Origin of the sequence: Nitrobacter winogradskyi Nb-255 (assembly GCF_000012725.1) — a bacterium.
GTDB lineage: Bacteria > Pseudomonadota > Alphaproteobacteria > Rhizobiales > Xanthobacteraceae > Nitrobacter > Nitrobacter winogradskyi.
The window spans coordinates 959658-977641 of record NC_007406.1 but is presented as its reverse complement, the minus strand read 5'-3'; the positions used below and the strand labels follow the sequence as shown (position 1 = coordinate 977641).

Genomic DNA, 17984 nt, shown 5'->3' with positions numbered 1-17984 from the left:
GTTGCATCGGATTCAACGCGGTTGAAACAGGCTCTAAGCCGAGACCCGCGGCTGAGCCGCATCCGCGTCACGGCGCGTGAGCCAGGCGATGGCGTCGGTGAGCGCGTCGTCGATCGGGCGAGGCAGATAGCCGAGTTCGGTCTCCGCCTTTCGTGTGTCCAGCGGGATCGAGCGCAACGCGATGCGCACCGCCTCGATCGAGACCCGCGGCGTGCGCTGGATCACCTGGCCTTCGAACCATTCGGACGCCGCTCCGATCGCAAGCGCCAGCGAAGCCGGCAACGCATGCACGTTGGCGCTGCGGCCGCACAGGCTTCCGACACGCCGCACGAGTTCGCGCACGCTGACATTTTCGCCGCCGAGAATATAGCGCTCTCCCGCCCTGCCGCGCTCTCCGGCCAGGATGAGCCCCGCCGCGACGTCCCGCACGTCCACGAGGTTCAGCATCGAGTCCAGCACCATCGGCGGCGATTTGCGCGCGAACAGGTCGAGCATCCGCGTCGGCTCGGTAAAGTTGTGATCGCCGGGCCCGATGGGAACGGTGGGATTGGCGATCACGACACGCAGTCCATCGGCCGCCGCCTCGCGCGCGATCTGCTCGGCCATGAACTTCGATCGCGTATAGGGCCCCGGCATGTCTTCCGCGCGTTGCGGCATCGTTGTGCCGCCCCTGCGATAGGGAAACAGGATCGCTTCGGTGGAGCAGTGAACGATGTTGCGCACCCCTCTCTCGCGCGCCGCCGCTAGCATGAGTTCGGTGCCATGTTGATTCACGCGCTCGAAGTCGGCGGGGTTCGCCGTCCACAGATGCGAGATCGCCGCCAGATGATACACGGTATCCACGCCGTCCAGAGCGCGCCGCACATCGTGCGGATCCAGGATCGTTCCCTGGATGAATTCCGGCACGGGTCCGGGTGGCGGCGGTTGCAGATCCAGGACGCGCACGACGCCGTGCCTGCGGCGCAGCGCTGCAACCAGATGTTGTCCGATGAATCCATTTCCACCTGTGACCAGGATCGGGCGACGGCCAGCAAGCGCCATTCTGGCGCGAGGTTGCAGCATGGATTTCACGTCCGCGGCTCCAAGGAGATCGACCCGGTAGGATAAGGATACTACACCGGCGGGCCGTTCCAACCTTCAATGACCCGAATGCTTTCCGGATTCAACAGATGATCCCCCCAGCCCTTGCTCACAAGGTGCTCCGCCGCGCCGGGCCGGATCAGCAGCAAGGCGGCGGCGAACACGGTGGGAATGACACTCGGCCAGTCGATGCGCAGGGGCGTCAGTTCCTCCTGGCTGCCTCTGTAAACGCCCGTTCGCATCAGCAAACGCCGGCATTCGCGCAACAGTTCCAGCCTCGACCGCGACCGCATGGCGCATCCGAGCAGGGCCTGCAGAGCCAGATGCGTGCGCACGCCCGCGCGGCCCGGAACCAGCGCCTCCGGCGAGACTCCCCGCGTCACCCGCAGGAGCAGGCCCAACAGGTCGTGTCCGGCGAGCAGCGCGTTCATCGGCTCGACCAAGCGCGGATTGCAATCGATGTACAGCACGTCGTTCGCACCCGGCGTCAGATAGTCCACCGACAATGCGCCGTGCCAGTCGAGATGCTTTCCGATACGGGTTAGATGCTCCCTCACCAGCGGGCGGTCGACGCTTTCCTTCACCGCATCCCCGCCTCCCGCGCCGCGGGCAATTTGCCGGTAAGCGTGCATGCCCAACAGCCGTCCGCGGTCGAACACCGCCTGCGCATGCTCCACGGGCGCGTCGATGAATTCCTGGGCGACGATGTCGTCGGCGAACGCGCCGCATCGCGCAAGTTCCCTGACCACGGCCGCAAGCTCGTGCGCTCCCCTCACCGGCCACACCGTCCGGCTCGCCGTTCCGGTCGCGGCTTTCAGGATCAGCGGGAAACGATCGAGCGCCAGCACGTCCTCGCTGGTACTGACGAGTAGCGTGCGCGGCTGCGGCAGGTCGAGGCCGCTGAGGAGGCGGCTGAAGGAAGCCTTGCTGTGCGCCTGCTGATAGGCGGCATGCGCCGGCAGGGCGACGGCGACATGCTTCTCGATCGCCTCGCGTATTTTCGAAAGCGCGTACCCCTGCTCATGGATCGGCAGCAGCACATCAAAGGGCCGTCTCGCCAGAAGCGCCAGCACGAAGGTGACATAGCCGGCCGGATCGACGCCAAGACCCGGGCAGCGATGAAATCGCCGAACGAACCGCGAGAAGCGTCCAAAGCAGCGCGGATCGGGATCGCACACCTCGACATGATGCCCCTGCATCCCGAGAATTGTGATCGCCTCGCGCGCCGACGTGCTCGATCCCTCGGACAACAGGATCCGCAGCGGCGACGTTCTTGCCTCGCTCGTTGGCATAACCGGACTTAGAGCATTTTCCGGCCAGGTGGAATCCTGTTGGTGTGAAGAAAATGCTCTCAACCAAAAAACGGCGTGATGTAACCAGCGCGGCGCGTGCCAAAACGCCCGGCGTGTATTGCAGCGTCTCAGAGTCTGGTTTCTCCGGGTCTCGATCTGGTCGCGCGTCACGACCGAGATCGACTGTGGCACCTCGATGATCGGCGTGTCGGTCTTAGTGGCGGTAGCGCTGCGGCTGGCGACAAAGCCGTTCACCGGACCCCACGCGGTCTCGCCCTGCACATCGATCGTATCGAGCGAGATCGCCCGGCGGGAGCCGCACCAGCGCCGCCAGCGGCCGCCGGCTGCGAGATCGCAACGGTGGTGGCGTTGGTGAAGTGATAGCTCAGCCCCGTGCCCTGGAGGATGCGCGCAAGCGCCTGCTCGCGCGTGGCCGGGCCTGAAATGCCCGGCGACGTCTTTCCGGTCCCGATGCTCGTCAGATAAGTTACTTGCAGGCCGGCCTGACGGCCGAATGCCGTCAGCACCCGACCGAGCGGACCGGCCGGCACATTGAACGACGTCTGTGCCGCGCTCTGCGCAAAGGCGTCGCCGCCAGTCATGACAACGCCTGCGATGATCGCCGTGCTCATCATCAACGCCGATGCCAACACCCTGCCGATGCCGGCCTTGCCAGAAAACGTTCGAGCCGCGTACCCCATGACCAATGCCACCCCAATTGTCTCGTCAGGAGGGCTCGCGGCGTCAAAATGCATGGACGGCGCCAACCCCTATAGCTGATACAATCGGGGCCGAAGTTTTTTTACGTGCTCGCGAAACTTTTTTCAGATGAGAGAAATCACCGTCAGGTAGGACGAGACCTGCCGGACATGAGCGCCGGCCGGATGCACGACGGCCTCAAGCGCCCGTTTCGGATTATTCAAATCAAAGATTCCGCTCACCCGCTGCGAACCGATGAAGGGATCGGCCATGACGATCCGCCCCGGAATCCAGCGGCCGATGCGCGCCACCAACACCGAGACCGCTTCCTTCTCGGCCATGATCAGATTGTCGCGCCACGACGCGATCTGACCCGCTTCGCGCGATCCGCGCTCGATCGCATAGGTCGCGCTATCGAACGTCACCCATTCTCCGGCGGAAAGCTTCGTGCCAGCCGCGATCGCCGAACCCGACGCCCGCGCTTCGACGACGCCATGATCGACCGAGATCGAGAGCATGCCGGCGTCGTGGGCGACATCGAAGGCCGTGCCAAGCGCCGTTGCCGTCAGCTCCGCAGCCTGCACGGTGAAGGCTCGCTGCGGTTCGGCCGCGACGTCGAAGAACGACATGCCGGCCAGAAGCTGAACACGGCGAAAATGGGTGGTGAAATCCACCGCAATGGCGCTATCCGGCCCGAGCGTCACCACGCTTCCGTCTTCAAGCGTGACGCTGCGGATCTCGCCCTTGGCGGTGATATGGTCGGCCCAGCCGCGAAGCAGCATCTCGGGCAGGATTGAATAGCCGGCGCCGGCTGTTCCAAGGCCGATGAGCCCGCCGATCACGAGGTTGCGGCGCGTCAGTCCCAGTTTCTCACGACGTTCAGTCTTGCGGCGCTGGGTCAGGATCTTGCCGGAAGCGCCGTGAACCTTGGCCACCCGCGCCCAGATGCGTTCATGCTCCGGGCTGCGCGCCCGCCAGACTTTCACCATCTCGGTCGCGACCGGATTTCCGGGGTCGTTCTGCAAGCGGATGACGAGATCGATCGCTTCATCCATCAGGCGATACTGATCTGGCCCGGTCTGGCTCATTCATATTCCTTCGTCAGGCGGCGAGACATTTCGAGAATCGCGCCTACCCTTCTAGAGTCTATTTCAACCGCGTTGAATCAGACTTGTCGCTTATCTTTTGCTTGAGCATGATCTTCTCCGAAAGCCGGTTTCCACTTCTCGGGATCATGCTCTAATACAAACAGGCAGCGTCGAATTTCACGCCAGAGACGAAAAAAACTCAGAAATCGTCCACCCGCGTCAGGAGATGCCGATAGCCATTCCGGATCAGCTTCCAGGCCCGGCTGGTCGAGACGCCCAGCTCGTCGGCCACTTCCTGGATGGTCTTGTCGCAGAGCCGGTGCATCTCAAAGGCCATCCGGGTGCGTTCCGGCAATTCGGCGAGGGCTTTGCGCGTCTGCGCCAGACATTGCCGTGAGTAGATGATCTTCTCGGCTGACGGCGTTGGATCGGCGATAGCGCCCGCCTCATCAAGATCAGTCGTCTGTATCAGGCTTTCGCGGCGCAGGTGATTGATGCTGAGGCTGCGCGACACCTGATAGAGATAGGCTTTCGGATTGTGGTTGGTCCGAGCCTCGCCCGGCGGCGAGGCCAGCACGCGCAGGAACGTATCCTGGGTAATATCGGCAGCCGTCTCGGCATTGTGGCCGCGGCGGCGGAGAAAGCGATCAATCTCCCGCGCGTGCCGAATGAACAGCTTTTGCAGATCCCACGTCATCGGCGCCCCGCAAGGCACACGCCGACGACATTCGCGCGGCCGGAAAATCCAGCCAGCGGAAGCCGATGAACCGGGTTGGATGCGAACCCCGAATGAACCATGATGCCTACGCGAATCGCGCGAGTTTGAGACGCCGGCACGCCGTCACCGGTGCCGCGAAACTTCCAAGGCGTATGGCCTTTGAAATTCCTCCGCAACCGTAATCATTTAGATTGGTTCTAGAGAAAGCGATCGACATACGTTCGTCGAAAGATATGCCGCATGTGTCATCATGATCATCAAAGCGACGCGATGCACCGGCACAAACGCAACGCAGATGTCGTGTCCACCACGCGGTTGCGCCTTTGTCTTTGACCGGCCGCGCGCAGGCCGGATACGCTTCGACTGAGATTTGCAAGCAACACTGACAGGTTGCCGAACCGCGAGGAGAGAACATGCCCAGCACGATCCGGCTTCACCGCGTCATCGCCGCTAAACCGGAGAAGGTCTATCGCGCCTTTGTGGAGAGCGATGCCGTCGCAAGCTGGCTGCCGCCCTATGGCTTCCTATGCACTGTCCAGGAACTGGAAGCGAAGGTCGGCGGCAAACACCGGATGTCCTTCCGTAATTTCACCACCGGCGCGAACCATAGCTTCGGCGGCACCTATGTTGAACTCGTCCCGAACAAGCGTCTCGTTTACACCGACAGCTTCGACGACCCGAACCTGCCCGGCGAGATGCGCGTGACCGTGACCTTGAAGGCGGTATCGGTCGGCACCGAGATCAACATCGAACAAACGGGCGTGCCGGATGTGATCCCGCCCGAGGGCTGTTATCTTGGCTGGCAGGACTCTCTGGACAAGCTTGCAAGACTGGTTGGACCCGAGATCAACGAGTAGCGGGATCGCTGTGACGCCTCACAAGCACCTTCGAATGATCGCCCGATCGCGATAACGGGCTGGATCGGATCATTTTCCAGGCTGTCAAGAAGCGGGAGAGTTAACGGAGCCGCGCGAAATTCGCCGCTCCATGAACGACGTCTTCACTTTCCGGACGGAGGTCGTGCCTTACGGCGTTTAACAATGCCTGTTCCGGATTATCGGCATTGAAGACAGCCTCGATGCTGCGAACGCAAAGCGCCACTGACTCATGAGCCAGACTGTAATAGATCTGCTTTGCCTGTCGCCGTGTGGTGACGAGTTCGGCCTTACGGAGTTCCGCGAGTTGCTGGCTGAGCGCAGGCTGTCCGATCCCGGTCGCCGCATCGATTTCCGTCACCGACTTCTCGCCTTCCCGCAGCAGCGACAGGATCATCAGGCGTTGAGGCTGAGCGAACTTGCGCAATCTGTCAGCTGCAAAATCTGCTTGCTCGCGCGACTGCCATAAAGCTCTCATGCGACGCTCCGGCAGAACCAGTTGACATCCTTTTGCGTTTTTTCATCGGCGGGCAGGAGCAGCGGTTCTCCGGGCCGCCAGTTGGCCGGCGCCAACTTCTGGCTCGACGCGGTCGCCTGCAGCGCCGCCACCATCCGCACCATCTCGTCAATCGAACGGCCGATCGTCAGCGGATAGTGGGTAATCGCGCGAATGACGCCTTCGGGATCTATGAAATAGGTTGCCCGCACGCTCGCGCTGCTCTCGGCGGCCTCGTCGATCATGCCGTAGGCGCGGCCTACCATCATCGATGGGTCCTCGATCACCGGAAATGGAATCTCCACCGCGAACAGTTCCGTGATGGTCCGGGTCCAGGCGAGGTGCGAATAAAGACTGTCGACCGAAAGACCCAGAAGGGCACAGTCCAGCGCGGCGAAGCGGTCTTGCGCTTTGGCCAGCGCGACGAATTCCGTGGTGCATACGGGCGTAAAGTCCGCCGGGTGCGAGAAGAACACGAGCCACCGGCCTCTGTAGTCGGAAAGCCGGATCGGCCCCTTCGTGGATCGGGCTTCGAAGTCGGGGGCGGCATCTCCCATCCGCAACGGGAATGGAGAAGGAGTGAGACGAGGCCTCTCATCGTTCATCAAAAGGGACATAGGGCTACCTGGAGGTTCCTGTCTGGAGGTTCCTGTCTAATGACGATTCATCCCAAAACACTTACATAACTATATAATTATGGGAATCGTAATATCACGTCGTACAACGATTGAAAGGCCTACTTGACCCCTATCAGTTTCATATTTACATTATAAGGAAAATATAATTATGTAATTGATTGCTGGAGGAGACAGTTATGCCACCCTTCCCCACGAGAATTGGTGAGCAGGCGGAGGCCATGAAATCCCTCCTGCCCTGTCTTGAACGCCTGCCATCTGCTCTGCTCGGCCGTTGAGGATGAGGACTGTTCATGCCTGCCTGATCCAGGGAGTCTCGCAATGAGCTATCCGATCGATACTCAGGTTAAGCCCAAGGTTATTCCGTTCTTCGATCCTGAGACCAACACCATCAGCTATGTCGTCAGGGATCGGTCGTCGCTGTCCTGCGCGGTTATCGATTCCGTCATGGACATCGACTACGCCGCTGGCCGCATCAGCTACAAATCAGCGGATCTGATCGTTGCCCATATCCGTCGCAACGGGTTGCAGGTCGATTGGCTCATCGAAACCCATGCACACGCCGATCATCTTTCGGCCGCGTCTTACATCCAGCAACGGCTTGGCGGCAAGCTCGGAATCGGTGAGCACATCGTAACTGTACAGGAGACCTTCGGAAAAGTTTTCAACGAAGGAACGGAGTTCAAGCGCGACGGCAGTCAGTTCGATCGACTGTTCAAGGATGGCGATACCTATTCGATCGGCGGTATGACCGCGTTTGTCATGCATACTCCGGGACATACGCCGGCTTGCACGACCCACGTCATCGGAGACGCGGCCTTCACCGGCGATACGTTGTTCATGCCTGACGCAGGCACGGCGCGGGCGGACTTTCCGGGAGGCGACGCCCGCACGCTCTATCGCTCCATTCGGAAACTCCTGGAAACACTGCCGCCCGAAACACGGTTATTCCTCTGCCACGATTACGGGCCTGACGGCCGCGACATTCGATGGGAAACGACCATCCGCGAGGAGCGGATGCACAACATCCATGTGCGCGACGGTATCAGCGAGGATAGCTATGTCCAAATGCGCGAAGCCCGCGACGAGACGCTTTCGATGCCGCGCCTCATCATGCCCTCGCTTCAGGTCAACATGCGCGCCGGACACCTGCCCGAGCCGGACGAGAGCGGGAAGACCTTTCTGAAGGTGCCGATCAACACGCTCTGAAGGTGGAACCACAAGCCGGATATGAGAGAGAAGGAAAACGCATGGATACGAAGAAACTATCCGATGAACTGAGCGTGTCGGCACAGGTCATGCCGCAGGATATGGCCGCGTTGAAGCAGTCTGGTTTCCGTTCGATCATCTGCAACCGGCCTGACGGCGAGGCCGCCGATCAGCCGTCGGCTCGGGAACTGGAATTGGCAGCGTCCAGCCATGGACTCGAATTCGTCCATCAGCCGGTCGTTGCCGGCAAGATGTCGGATGATGACGCCGTGCAATTCGCCCAGACACTAAAGAGCCTGCCGAAGCCGACCCTGGCATTCTGCCGTACAGGAACACGCTCCATTTCGCTTTGGTGTTTGGCGAATGCATCCACGCAACCCCTCCCCGCGCTGCTCGGCGCCGCCAAGGCAGCCGGCTACGATATGTCCGGGATCGTGCGGAGGATCGCCAACGGCGGCAGGACTCCGACACGCCTGCCCGACGCAAGCTACGACGTCGTCATTGTCGGCGGCGGCGCCGCCGGCATCGCCTGCGCGTCAAGTCTCCTGGCGCGCGCGCCCGATCTCGACATCGCCGTTATCGATCCCGCCGACATTCACTACTACCAGCCCGGATGGACCATGGTCGGCGCCGGCATTTTCGACGCAACGTCAACCGTCCATACGATGGCGTCGGTCGTTCCCTCCGGCGTCACCTGGATCAAAGCCGCGGTTACCGCATTCGAGCCGGCCGAGAACGCCGTCATTCTGGAAGGATGTCGCGTCGTAAAGTATAGCCGTCTCGTCGTCTGCCCCGGCCTGAAACTCGATTGGGAAAAGGTCGATGGGTTGACCGAAACGTTGGGCCGCAACGGCGTGACCTCCAACTATCGCTTCGATCTTGCGCCCTATACCTGGAAACTCGTCCGTTCCCTGAAATCCGGAAACGCGGTCTTCACGCAGCCGCCGATGCCGATCAAGTGCGCGGGCGCACCGCAAAAGGCGATGTATCTGTCGGCCGATCATTGGCATCGCCAGGGTCATCTCCGCGGCATCGATGTCGGATTCTATAACGCGGGTGGCGTGCTGTTCGGCGTGGCCGACTACGTTCCGGCCTTGATGGAATACGTCAGAAAATATGATGCGAAGCTGAAGTTTCAGCATGACCTCGTCGCTATCGATGGTCCGGATAAAAAAGCCTACTTCACCAAGACCTCGGCCGATGGTCCGGCGGAGACCGTCGAAGTGCAGTTCGACATGATCCATGTAACGCCGCCTCAATGCGCGCCGGACTTCATCCGCGTGAGCCCATTGGCTAACGCGGCTGGATGGGTCGATGTGGACGACGGCACCCTGCGCCACAAGGCGTATGCCAATATCTGGTCTCTCGGCGATGTCTGTTCCGCCCCGAACGCAAAGACGGCCGCGGCGGCCCGCAAGCAGGCGCCGATCGTTGCCGAGAATATCTGCGTCGATCTGGGTCTGAGAGCAAAGCAGGCCGTGTATGACGGTTATGGAGCGTGCCCGCTAACCGTCGAGCGCGGCAGAATTGTTCTGGCCGAATTCGGATATGGCGGAAAGCTTCTGCCGAGCTTCCCTACCTTCATCCTGGACGGCAGGAAACCAACCCGGGCCGCCTGGTGGCTGAAGGAGCGAGTCCTGCCGCCGATCTATTGGCATGCGATGCTCAAGGGTAAAGAGTGGATGGCCGCTCCAGATGTGCGCTGACGGCGAGCGCGCCTATGGCCCATGACATACTCCACCGTCCCGCACATCGTAGGGTTATGTGCGGTCTCGGCTTTGGATTCACCATCCTTCCGGACAGAAGGCTGGATTTCCGTTGGGTGTGACCCCACCAGTGACGAGCACGAAGTTGTCCTATTCCACATCAAAGTACGCGGCGCTTGCAATAAGACGACTGTCGAAGAAAGCGGTTTTTAGATCAACTTCTGTATTCTTGCCTTCAAGAGGCGGAAGCGTCGAACCTTATTCGTCCTGCGCTGCTTGAGGACGAAAGATGCCCGTATAGCTCGCATAGGCGGAAAGAACATCGGCAAGATCGAGGATAGCACCATAATACGGTGTTATCGCGCCCGGTTGTTTAAAGTGCTCGCGACCCTGAAACGTATCTCGCAGCGATTCATCGTTGGGTGCGCGCGCCAGGGTCATCAACTCAAATGAACCGCAATCAGATTCGGATTCAGGCGAGTTTGATGCTTGCGATAAGTCGTCGTCACGTTTGTCGTATCGGGTGACGACCGCGCTATAGTGCCTGATTTGTTGAAGAGCAGCTCGACCAGATGGCGCTTGCGATAGAGCCGTCGGTTGAAACGCAGGACCGCGACGCGATCTTGAATCGGTTTCGCATTGGCTGTCGCTCCGGTTTGATCCTTAAAAGCAAAAGGGATTCAGGTGATGCGGTTATGCATTAACTTAAATGCAGTTCGCCGGCTTATGATGAGATTCATCTGTTGCGTTCATAAGCATGTTGACGATTTCAGAACGTAACCAATCAAGGTGCGCTTGCGGAACGCACTCTGCAACTCACCCGAGGCGGGTAACCCGCAATTCTTGTTTCATGTCATGGAATCCATGCTCCTGATGAGAGTGATGTATGGTCTACAATACGTTCGGGTGGGATACGGTTTACGTCATTGACGTGAACCTCGTGAACGCGGCTTTGCGAAGAGAAAGACTTCCAGAACTTGAATATACTTCTGATGGCACCGAGATGACCGGGGTCATGGGATCGATGCAGATCGTCTCCGGCGGCAGCGGCAAGCTGCTGCGCATGTCGTTTCAGGTTGCGCAAGGTTCTCTTGTTTCCAAAACTGTCGGGGATGCCTCCCTCGATGGAGTAACGCTCGTTGCTGATCTGGAGCTGACGCTGCTGCCGAGCGGAATGCCGACGTCGCAAAACCTGGTGCCCGATATCAGGAAGGTCAGTCAGCAAGCCGGCCCCGGCCTACTGACCCCGGTTAATCTGCTCGATCCGGGCAAGCATCTTACTCCCGCGCAGCATGCGCTGGTGTTTGCCCTTCTGCCGCAGTTTCTGGTGAGCGTCGCCCCACAGATCACTTTCGTTCTGGCGACGGTGAACTTTGCCAGGCCGGCAACGGATTCCTGGCTTGCACCGGTAAAAGCCGACTACGCGTTCATGAACAAGAACGACGGCAGCAACTATCTGGGCATTCTGGCGGTGACCACCGACCGCGACGTGTCCAACTTGCAGCGGACCATCGATGACCAGATCGTCTCCGGATCGAACAATGCCGGACTGTTCATCGCAGAATCCCTCTTTATGGAGAATGTCATCGTTCCGGTTCTGGAAAGGGCCTATCCAGATGCGGGGAGATCAAACTTCTATTGGAACGGAAGGGAGGTCAAGGCGCGTCGATCGTTCGGAGCCGGGTCTGTCAAGAAAGGCGCTATCACCTATCATCCTAAGATCAATTCCTTCAACCTGACGCTTGTCGGCGGAACACTCGATACCTCGCTGTCCGGGGACTGCGATATGAAAGCTGGAATCCGCATGAGCTACAACGCCAGTTCCAGAAATTCATCGCGGTTCGACATGAAGAACAAGCTCCTGACATTTACATCCGACCCTCACCCCCGCTTTCACAAGGACGTGCATATACCCTGGTACTGGATCGTCGGCGGCGCGGTCGTCGAAGTCATCGTCCAGTTGGTGGCGCGCCTGATCGGCAACGCGATCGCCAACGCCCTGCAGGGAGGACAGGGCGTCAAGCTGGCGCGAACTCCGCCCGCTTCGATCCAGTGGAGCCACACCACCAATATCGACGTGAAAAGCGCCGGTCTCAACGGGTTGTTCTACATGCAGGGAACGGCGGCGCCGCAATGAGCGGCCACGCCTGACGGCCGCTGTCAGCAAGGTTATTGAAACGGGGGAAGGTCGATGGCCGCTGCGGCAGAAAAGATTGTTGTTCACCCCAGCAAGTATGCCATCCGGATCCACGATCCGGACCCGATGCCGGAGCCGTCGCCGCCTGCATCCGATGTGCCCATTGCGGACACGCTGGGCTGGGACACGGTGTTCGCCATCAACTTGCCCCATGTGAACGAAGCCCTAAGACAAACCGGCTCGGCCCCCGGCGACTTCAGCCAGACCTTTTCCTCTGCTTACGCTATCGCCGGCACCTTCGGGACGTGGCAGGTGACGATGGGCGGCGACGGTCAGGACATCTACCTGCTGGTCCCGGTCGCTGACGGCACGCTTGATTTCAACGGCGCGACCTATGACATCGCCGGCGGACTGGCGACGGTCATGATCAACTTCGATTACGTGCCTGGCGTTCCGAAAGCCGCACCGGTCCCTGTCGACGCCAAGGGCGTACCCCATAAGCTGAAAACGAAGACGACGACATCGGACCCGGCCAACGAGCCGATAGCAGCCGTCGTTCAGTTTGTTTTCCCCGAGGGAAGCAAGGCGAGCGGCAACACGCCGATCAACCGGGCGCTGGTTCAGGGTGCGCTGACCCAGTGGTTCATCGACAATCTGGAGCGATTTCAGCATGTGTTTTCCACGGTCAACCTAGCGGAGAAGGCGGACAAGGCGAGCTTCCAGTGGCTGAAGCCATCGCTTACGGGATATGCCTACGCTGACGGCACCAAACCGGAAAACAGCCTGCTAGGCGTGCTGACCACGACCCAGCGGCGCTCCATCGCCGATCTCAGCCATCAGATCGCCCCCAGTGCCATTCCTTCGGGGGCCCAGTCCGGCTTCCTGATCAGCGCCGAGCTGTTCTTAAAGCAATCCGTTCTTCCCGGGTTGCCGCACGCCTTCAAAAAGGCATCGGCAAGCGACTTCCAACTGATCAATCATGGCTCGGAGATCACCCTGGCGCGCGGGGTGACCGTCGATGTCAACGATATCGACTACGGCGGCACCACCTACCATCCCAAAATGTCTTCGTTCAATCTGGTCATCAACGACACGGAAATTGTAACGAACATGGTCGTGGACGTGGATGTTTCTCCGGGCATCAGCGTCACCATCATGATGACCAACTACCAGACCCTGACGCTGGTCACCAAAACCGACGGCACCCAGACGCTCGGCTACAAAGCCACGCGGCCGCCCAGGCATACTTACGTGAAACACGTAGCGGCGTGGGTCAAAATCACGACCGCGATTCTCTCGGTTCTGGTCGCCGTTATCGGCGCCGTGGTGGCCGGGCCGGGGGCGGCGCTTGCAGATGCCATCATCATCGGTATCATCGTCGCGATCATCATCGGAATCATCGTCGGTGTTGAACTGATCATCGAAGACGTCATCGCCAAGGGCGTGGCGGAGGCCATGCCTTCCATCAATCCGATGATCTATGCCGCAACGGATCCGGTTGTCTGGCCGACGGCGGCATCGTCATTCACCCTGACATCGGCGGGGCTCAACGGTGCGCTCCAGTTCGGAGGAACGCTGAACTTCGCAGCTCCGCAAGAAACACCTCTGACGGCGGCCCCACCGTTGAAGGTCCGGAGGAGCAAGGCGGCAAAACCCAGCAGGAGGTAACGATGGACGCGCGCGTGCTTGAAGCTCACGACAAACCGCTGGTCTTTAGTTTCCCTGATCTCGACGAAGACTTGCGGATCGAGGCCCTTGAAAAACACGACCGCCATGGCGCGGCTTTCCTGGCGGCGCAGTCCGGGGGCTCCAATCCGCCACCTAAGGCTGACACCTTAGGCTGGGATACCGTGTTCGCCATCCGGATGACCGATGTGAACAAGGCCATCGTAAAGCAAAAGACGACTCCGCCTACATTCTCTGTCAGCAACCCGCTTGGCGAAGGCTCTTCTCTTTCCGGAAATTTCGCTGCCTGGCAATTGACCACCGGCGCGGATGGAGAAAATGTCAATGTGCTGGTGCCTGCGAGCTCCGGCACATTTATCTTCGGGGGCAAGAACTATGATCTGACCGGCGTAACCGCGACGGCACAGTATCATCTCAATGTGATTCCGCCGAACGCACCTCCCACCAAGCCGACAGAAACCGGCACGAAGCACAATATCGTCGTCAGTGACCAAGCCCCCGGCCCCAACGTTTCCCCGGTCTCCGTGGTTTTCATCGACGTTCCGGCATCGACTTCGGCCAAATGGCCGGACGGAATGTCAATCGAGGCGGTGAAGGGGCTTCTCCTCGCCGCCATGACGACATACCTGAATGCGAACATAAAAGACTTCACCCAAACCTTCGCCGCCGTGGATCTCAACATCATGGCGGATCAGGGGACTCTCCAGTGGCTATCTCCGGCGCTGACCAGCTATGCCTTTGCCGATGGCGGAACGGTGGAGAACAGTTTCTTTGGCGTGCTGACGCTAACAAGCGACATTGGCCGAGCGGAGAACCTCAAGCATGAGCTGGCCGCCTCGGCGATCCCGACCAACCAGCGCTCCGCCTTTCTCATCAGCCAGCAGTTATTTTTGCGCGAGGCGATTTTTCCGGGGCTGCCTCACGCGTTCAACAATGCCAGGACGTCGGATTTCAGGCTCGTCAACAACGATACGGAGATCATCAACAACGGCTCCGGCAAGGTGGAGCTCGATTCCGTGAAGGTCGGGGCGATCGACTATCATCCCTATATCGAGAGCTTCGATCTGGTCATCAACACGACCGAGTTTCACACGACCATGGAGGTCAAGGTCAATATCTCTCCAGGGATCGACACCTACATCACCATCAACACCTGGCACGGCCTGAAACTCGAGAAGAAAACGAACGGCAAGCAGACCATCGGCTTCAGCGAGACCCGGCCCTATTCTGCGACCCACAGGGTGCACACAGCGCCGGGGGTCATCATCACGGAGGTGATTGCCGGCATCATCGTTTCCGTTGTCGGCCTGGTGGTCGGCAAGATCGTCGATACGCTCGCCAAGCGCATCATCATCGCGATCATCGTTGCCATCATTGCCGGGATCATTACGGCCATCCAGTTGATCATCACCGAGGTCATCGCCAAGGGCGTGGCCGAGTCCATGCCGGAAATCGATCCTCTGGTTCAGACCGGGACAAGTCCGATCACCTGGCCGACCCAGCAATCGCAATTCACCATCACCGCGGTGCAACTGAACGAGTCAGTGCAGCTTAGTGGCGATCCCGGCTTTGCCTGATCGACTTGCTCCGAAACCCTTCAACAGGTTTCGGCACCTTCGAGTGCCCGGACCTGACGATCTGCCCCTGAACCGGCGTGAAAGGTGAAACGCAATGGAGCTGAAAAAAGACATCAGCAATCCGAACGTCTTTTCAATCGCAGAGGGCGTAGTCTACGATCTTCCCGAAGCTCCGCTGCGCGCCCCGGAGCCAGCACCTGTATCCGCTTCAACCTTCGGCTGGACTCTGGTCAACGGGCTCGTGGAGGCGGAGGTGAACACGGCCTGGGCGGCAGATCAGCCTGCCGCGGTCACCGAGTTTTCCTTTGATCTGGGCGACGGTATCAGCGTCTCCGGGACTTTCGGGAAGGTCTCGATCCATGACGGAGGACCGCAAGGGCTGCAGGGCAGCGGCCGCTATCTCTATCTCGCCATGCCCCTCATCAAAGGCGTGGTAACACGCAGCGGCGCGAGCGAAACGGTTTCGCCGGGCACCTTCGTGGTGCAGGCGCCTCTGGCTTTTTCGCCGCCGATCCCTGCTTCGGCCGCGCAAACGGCTTCCGGTACGCAACATGTTCTCGGGGTCGACTGGACGGAGACGGCGTCAAGCCCTGCCATCATCGACTATCTTTACTCGGGCGCCGGCTCCCTGGGACCGGTGCCTTCTGCCTTGTTGCGGGCCGGGTTCGGCGCCTGGTTGCAGAGGGCCGCAGCGGATGGGAAGCTGCCGAAGCTGAACAGCGCGACCGTGACAATCAACAAGACGTTCAGCGGATTTTCATGGCTGCAACTGGCTCAGGCGTCCTATGCCTATCAGGGGTCGGGCGAGGATGCGCCCGGTGTCCTTGGCATTATGGGCGGGACCACATCGCCCGGCGCCTTCCACGTTCTCGCGCCGGATGTCATTCCATCGGGCGGCAGCGCCGGGGTTCTGATCGGTAGCCAGGCGTTCGTTCAGGATGTGCTTCTTCCGGCGGCAACCGCAGCCTTTGACGGGGCCAGCCCGGATGAGTTCGAGCTTCTGAACGATGATACGTCCATCTCCCTAAAGTCCGGCAAAACCCTGAAACTGCCTGCGGCGGTGGTCGAGAGCGGAAATTACGACCTGACCGTCACGCAATTCTCCATCACGCTTCAGGATCGGCAAATCGTCTCCTTCGTGGAGGCGAAAACAGAGGTGGAGCCGGGCGTCACGCTTTATGTCGACGTCACCCTTTATAACGGGCTCGAACTCATCACCAAGGAAGACGGCTCGCGCACCTTGAACTACACGGTTACGCGAGCCGCGGATGCCAGCCACCGGATCCACAATTCTACCGGGGCCATCATCGGCAAGGTCCTAATGTCCGTCATCTTGACGCTGATCTTCAGCGTCTCCGGTGCGGTGGCAAAAAATTTGGGCGATAAGATCATGCTTCTCATCCTGGCCACCGTCATCAAGGGAGGAATTACCGCGGCGCAGAATATCCTGCCGGACCTTCTGAAGAACGGTGTCAAGGTGGCCTTGCCGTCGATCGACGAGATGATCAACACCCTGGAATCATCGGTGGCCTGGGCAGGGAAAAATGGCAAGTCATTTGCCGCGTCCGGAGCCCAACTCAACGAATCGGTTCAAATCTCCGGATCGTTCAAGTGAGTAAGAGAGATCGGACTTAAAGCCTTTTCGCTTCTGATGTAATCAGAAGCGAGGCTCTATATTGTTGTTTTGACGCGTTTTCTTCACGCGAACCGGTATGATGCGGCGGTGCAGATGGCTGAGAGGAAGGTATGAGCGCATCGCACCCGTTCGCCTGGGTTGCGAGCGACAGCGTCATCCCTTTTGGATCAGACACTTTGTCAACACGACCTAATCTTCCGATGAGGGTGGCCACTGGAACGCTGGCCACCCTTCGCTATTCAGTTCAGCGTCTCGAGAATGGCCGAGAGCCTCGCTCTGCCCGCCTCGTCCAGAGGCTTCACCGGCAACCGCGGTGCTCCGACCGGCACCCCGGCTATTTCGAGCCCGGCCTTGATCGTCTTGGGCAAACCGCCCTTGAGAATGAAGTCGAGCAACGGCAACTGCCGGTAGAAGGACGCTCGGGCCTCGACGAGGCGACCCTGCCGAGCTGCTTCGTAGAGCGCTATGTTGTCGGCGGCGATCAGATTGGCGGCGGCCGTGCACCAGCCGGTCGCACCAGCGGCGAAGGCTTCGAGAGCCAAGGGATTGGAGCCGTTGTAGAACGGAAGCTGTCCTTCGGTCCGCAGATAGAGTTGATGCATCCGCTGGATGTCGCCGGTGCTTTCCTTGACCATCGTGACATTGTCGACGGCGTCCACGATGCGCAGGATCAGATCAACCGACATGTCGATCCCGCTGACCGCATGGTTGTTGTAGAGCATCACCGGCACGCCAATGGCCGTTCCTACCGCCTGATAATGCGCGACGATCTCGTCTTCCTGCAGCTTCCAGTACGATGTCGGCAGGACCATGACCGCAGTGGCGCCGAACGACTCCGCCGCTCGCGCGCGCCTCACCGCGCCAGCCGTCGTTAGATCGGAGACGCTGACGATCACCGGGACGCGGCCGGCGATGGTCTTCACGCTGCGTTCGGCGACGGCGGTCCACTCTTCCTCACTCAAATAGGCGCCTTCGCCTGTGCTGCCGAGGGGCGCGATGGCGTGAACGCCAGCCTCGATCATGCGGTTGATAGTCAGATCCAGCGCGTTCAAGTCAAGGCGGCCTTGGTTGTCGAAGGGCGTGATCGTGTAACCAATGATGCCTTGAATAGCGAGATCGGGCATTTGCTGTCCTTTAAAATAGTAGGAGG

17 protein-coding genes are annotated in these 17984 nt (G+C 59.9%); 8 read left to right on the top strand and 9 right to left on the bottom strand.

Going from position 1 to position 17984, the window contains the following annotated elements; all coding sequences use genetic code 11:
* Positions 1-33: 33 nt before the first annotated feature.
* From NWI_RS04665 to NWI_RS04655, 3 genes are all read right to left on the bottom strand, one after another.
* Positions 34-1062 (bottom strand): NAD-dependent epimerase/dehydratase family protein, encoded by a 1029-nt coding sequence (locus tag NWI_RS04665; RefSeq protein ID WP_011314203.1) that lies wholly within the window; start codon positions 1060-1062, stop codon positions 34-36.
* 50 nt (positions 1063-1112) lie between these two features.
* The gene (locus NWI_RS04660) at positions 1113-2330 is read right to left on the bottom strand and encodes a hypothetical protein (RefSeq protein ID WP_244374981.1); all 1218 of its coding nucleotides are present in this window, start codon (positions 2328-2330) and stop codon (positions 1113-1115) included.
* A 293-nt stretch (positions 2331-2623) separates the two neighbouring features.
* A complete protein-coding gene (locus NWI_RS04655; protein ID WP_148203777.1) occupies positions 2624-2974 on the bottom strand; it encodes a secretin and TonB N-terminal domain-containing protein in 351 nt (116 codons plus the stop codon).
* Between NWI_RS04655 and NWI_RS17475 the strand changes: the two genes are divergently transcribed.
* Entirely contained in the window at positions 2973-3152 is a 180-nt protein-coding gene (locus tag NWI_RS17475) for a hypothetical protein (RefSeq protein WP_148203776.1), read from the top strand. The two genes, NWI_RS04655 and NWI_RS17475, sit on opposite strands and share 2 nt — an antisense overlap.
* 44 nt (positions 3153-3196) lie before the next feature.
* Here NWI_RS17475 and NWI_RS04650 read toward each other — a convergent pair whose 3' ends face one another.
* Both NWI_RS04650 and NWI_RS04645 read right to left on the bottom strand, forming a co-directional pair.
* Entirely contained in the window at positions 3197-4159 is a 963-nt protein-coding gene (locus NWI_RS04650; RefSeq protein WP_011314200.1) for a FecR family protein, read from the bottom strand.
* 199 nt (positions 4160-4358) lie between these two features.
* Positions 4359-4856, bottom strand: coding sequence for an RNA polymerase sigma factor (locus tag NWI_RS04645; protein WP_011314199.1), 498 nt, complete (start codon positions 4854-4856; stop codon positions 4359-4361).
* A 434-nt stretch (positions 4857-5290) separates the two neighbouring features.
* Between NWI_RS04645 and NWI_RS04640 the strand changes: the two genes are divergently transcribed.
* The gene (locus NWI_RS04640; RefSeq protein ID WP_011314198.1) at positions 5291-5734 is read left to right on the top strand and encodes an SRPBCC family protein; all 444 of its coding nucleotides are present in this window, start codon (positions 5291-5293) and stop codon (positions 5732-5734) included.
* 100 nt (positions 5735-5834) lie between these two features.
* On the opposite strand, the gene NWI_RS04635 is transcribed toward NWI_RS04640, so the two are convergent.
* The gene (locus tag NWI_RS04635) at positions 5835-6230 is read right to left on the bottom strand and encodes an ArsR/SmtB family transcription factor (protein WP_011314197.1); all 396 of its coding nucleotides are present in this window, start codon (positions 6228-6230) and stop codon (positions 5835-5837) included.
* On the bottom strand, positions 6227-6805 hold the full coding sequence (locus NWI_RS04630; protein WP_244374979.1) for a peroxiredoxin: 579 nt from the start codon (positions 6803-6805) through the stop codon (positions 6227-6229). The genes NWI_RS04635 and NWI_RS04630 overlap by 4 nt, the downstream gene beginning before the upstream one ends.
* A 399-nt stretch (positions 6806-7204) precedes the next feature.
* Here NWI_RS04630 and NWI_RS04625 point away from each other — a divergent pair, with 399 nt between their 5' ends.
* Together NWI_RS04625 and NWI_RS04620 are read left to right on the top strand one after the other, a co-directional pair.
* Positions 7205-8092 carry an MBL fold metallo-hydrolase gene (locus NWI_RS04625; protein WP_011314195.1) on the top strand — a complete coding sequence of 296 codons (888 nt, stop codon included), beginning with the start codon at positions 7205-7207 and terminating at the stop codon, positions 8090-8092.
* A 41-nt stretch (positions 8093-8133) separates the two neighbouring features.
* Positions 8134-9798, top strand: coding sequence for a bifunctional protein tyrosine phosphatase family protein/NAD(P)/FAD-dependent oxidoreductase (locus tag NWI_RS04620; RefSeq protein WP_011314194.1), 1665 nt, complete (start codon positions 8134-8136; stop codon positions 9796-9798).
* A gap of 258 nt (positions 9799-10056) precedes the next feature.
* Here NWI_RS04620 and NWI_RS04615 read toward each other — a convergent pair whose 3' ends face one another.
* On the bottom strand, positions 10057-10239 hold the full coding sequence (locus NWI_RS04615; protein WP_041344778.1) for a hypothetical protein: 183 nt from the start codon (positions 10237-10239) through the stop codon (positions 10057-10059).
* A gap of 445 nt (positions 10240-10684) precedes the next feature.
* Between NWI_RS04615 and NWI_RS04610 the strand changes: the two genes are divergently transcribed.
* The 4 genes from NWI_RS04610 (at position 10685) to NWI_RS04595 (ending at position 16813) form a co-directional block, all read left to right on the top strand.
* Positions 10685-11935, top strand: a complete 1251-nt coding sequence (locus NWI_RS04610; protein WP_011314192.1) for a TULIP family P47-like protein — start codon at positions 10685-10687, stop codon at positions 11933-11935.
* Positions 11936-11989: 54 nt separating this feature from the next.
* A complete protein-coding gene (locus NWI_RS04605; protein WP_011314191.1) occupies positions 11990-13603 on the top strand; it encodes a TULIP family P47-like protein in 1614 nt (537 codons plus the stop codon).
* 2 nt (positions 13604-13605) lie between these two features.
* Positions 13606-15198 (top strand): TULIP family P47-like protein, encoded by a 1593-nt coding sequence (locus NWI_RS04600; RefSeq protein ID WP_011314190.1) that lies wholly within the window; start codon positions 13606-13608, stop codon positions 15196-15198.
* Positions 15199-15292: 94 nt separating this feature from the next.
* Complete coding sequence (locus NWI_RS04595) at positions 15293-16813, top strand: TULIP family P47-like protein (protein WP_011314189.1); 1521 nt, start codon at positions 15293-15295, stop codon at positions 16811-16813.
* A gap of 260 nt (positions 16814-17073) precedes the next feature.
* On the opposite strand, the gene NWI_RS04590 is transcribed toward NWI_RS04595, so the two are convergent.
* Positions 17074-17958, bottom strand: a complete 885-nt coding sequence (locus NWI_RS04590) for a dihydrodipicolinate synthase family protein (protein ID WP_011314188.1) — start codon at positions 17956-17958, stop codon at positions 17074-17076.
* Between the last annotated feature and the right edge of the window lie 26 nt (positions 17959-17984).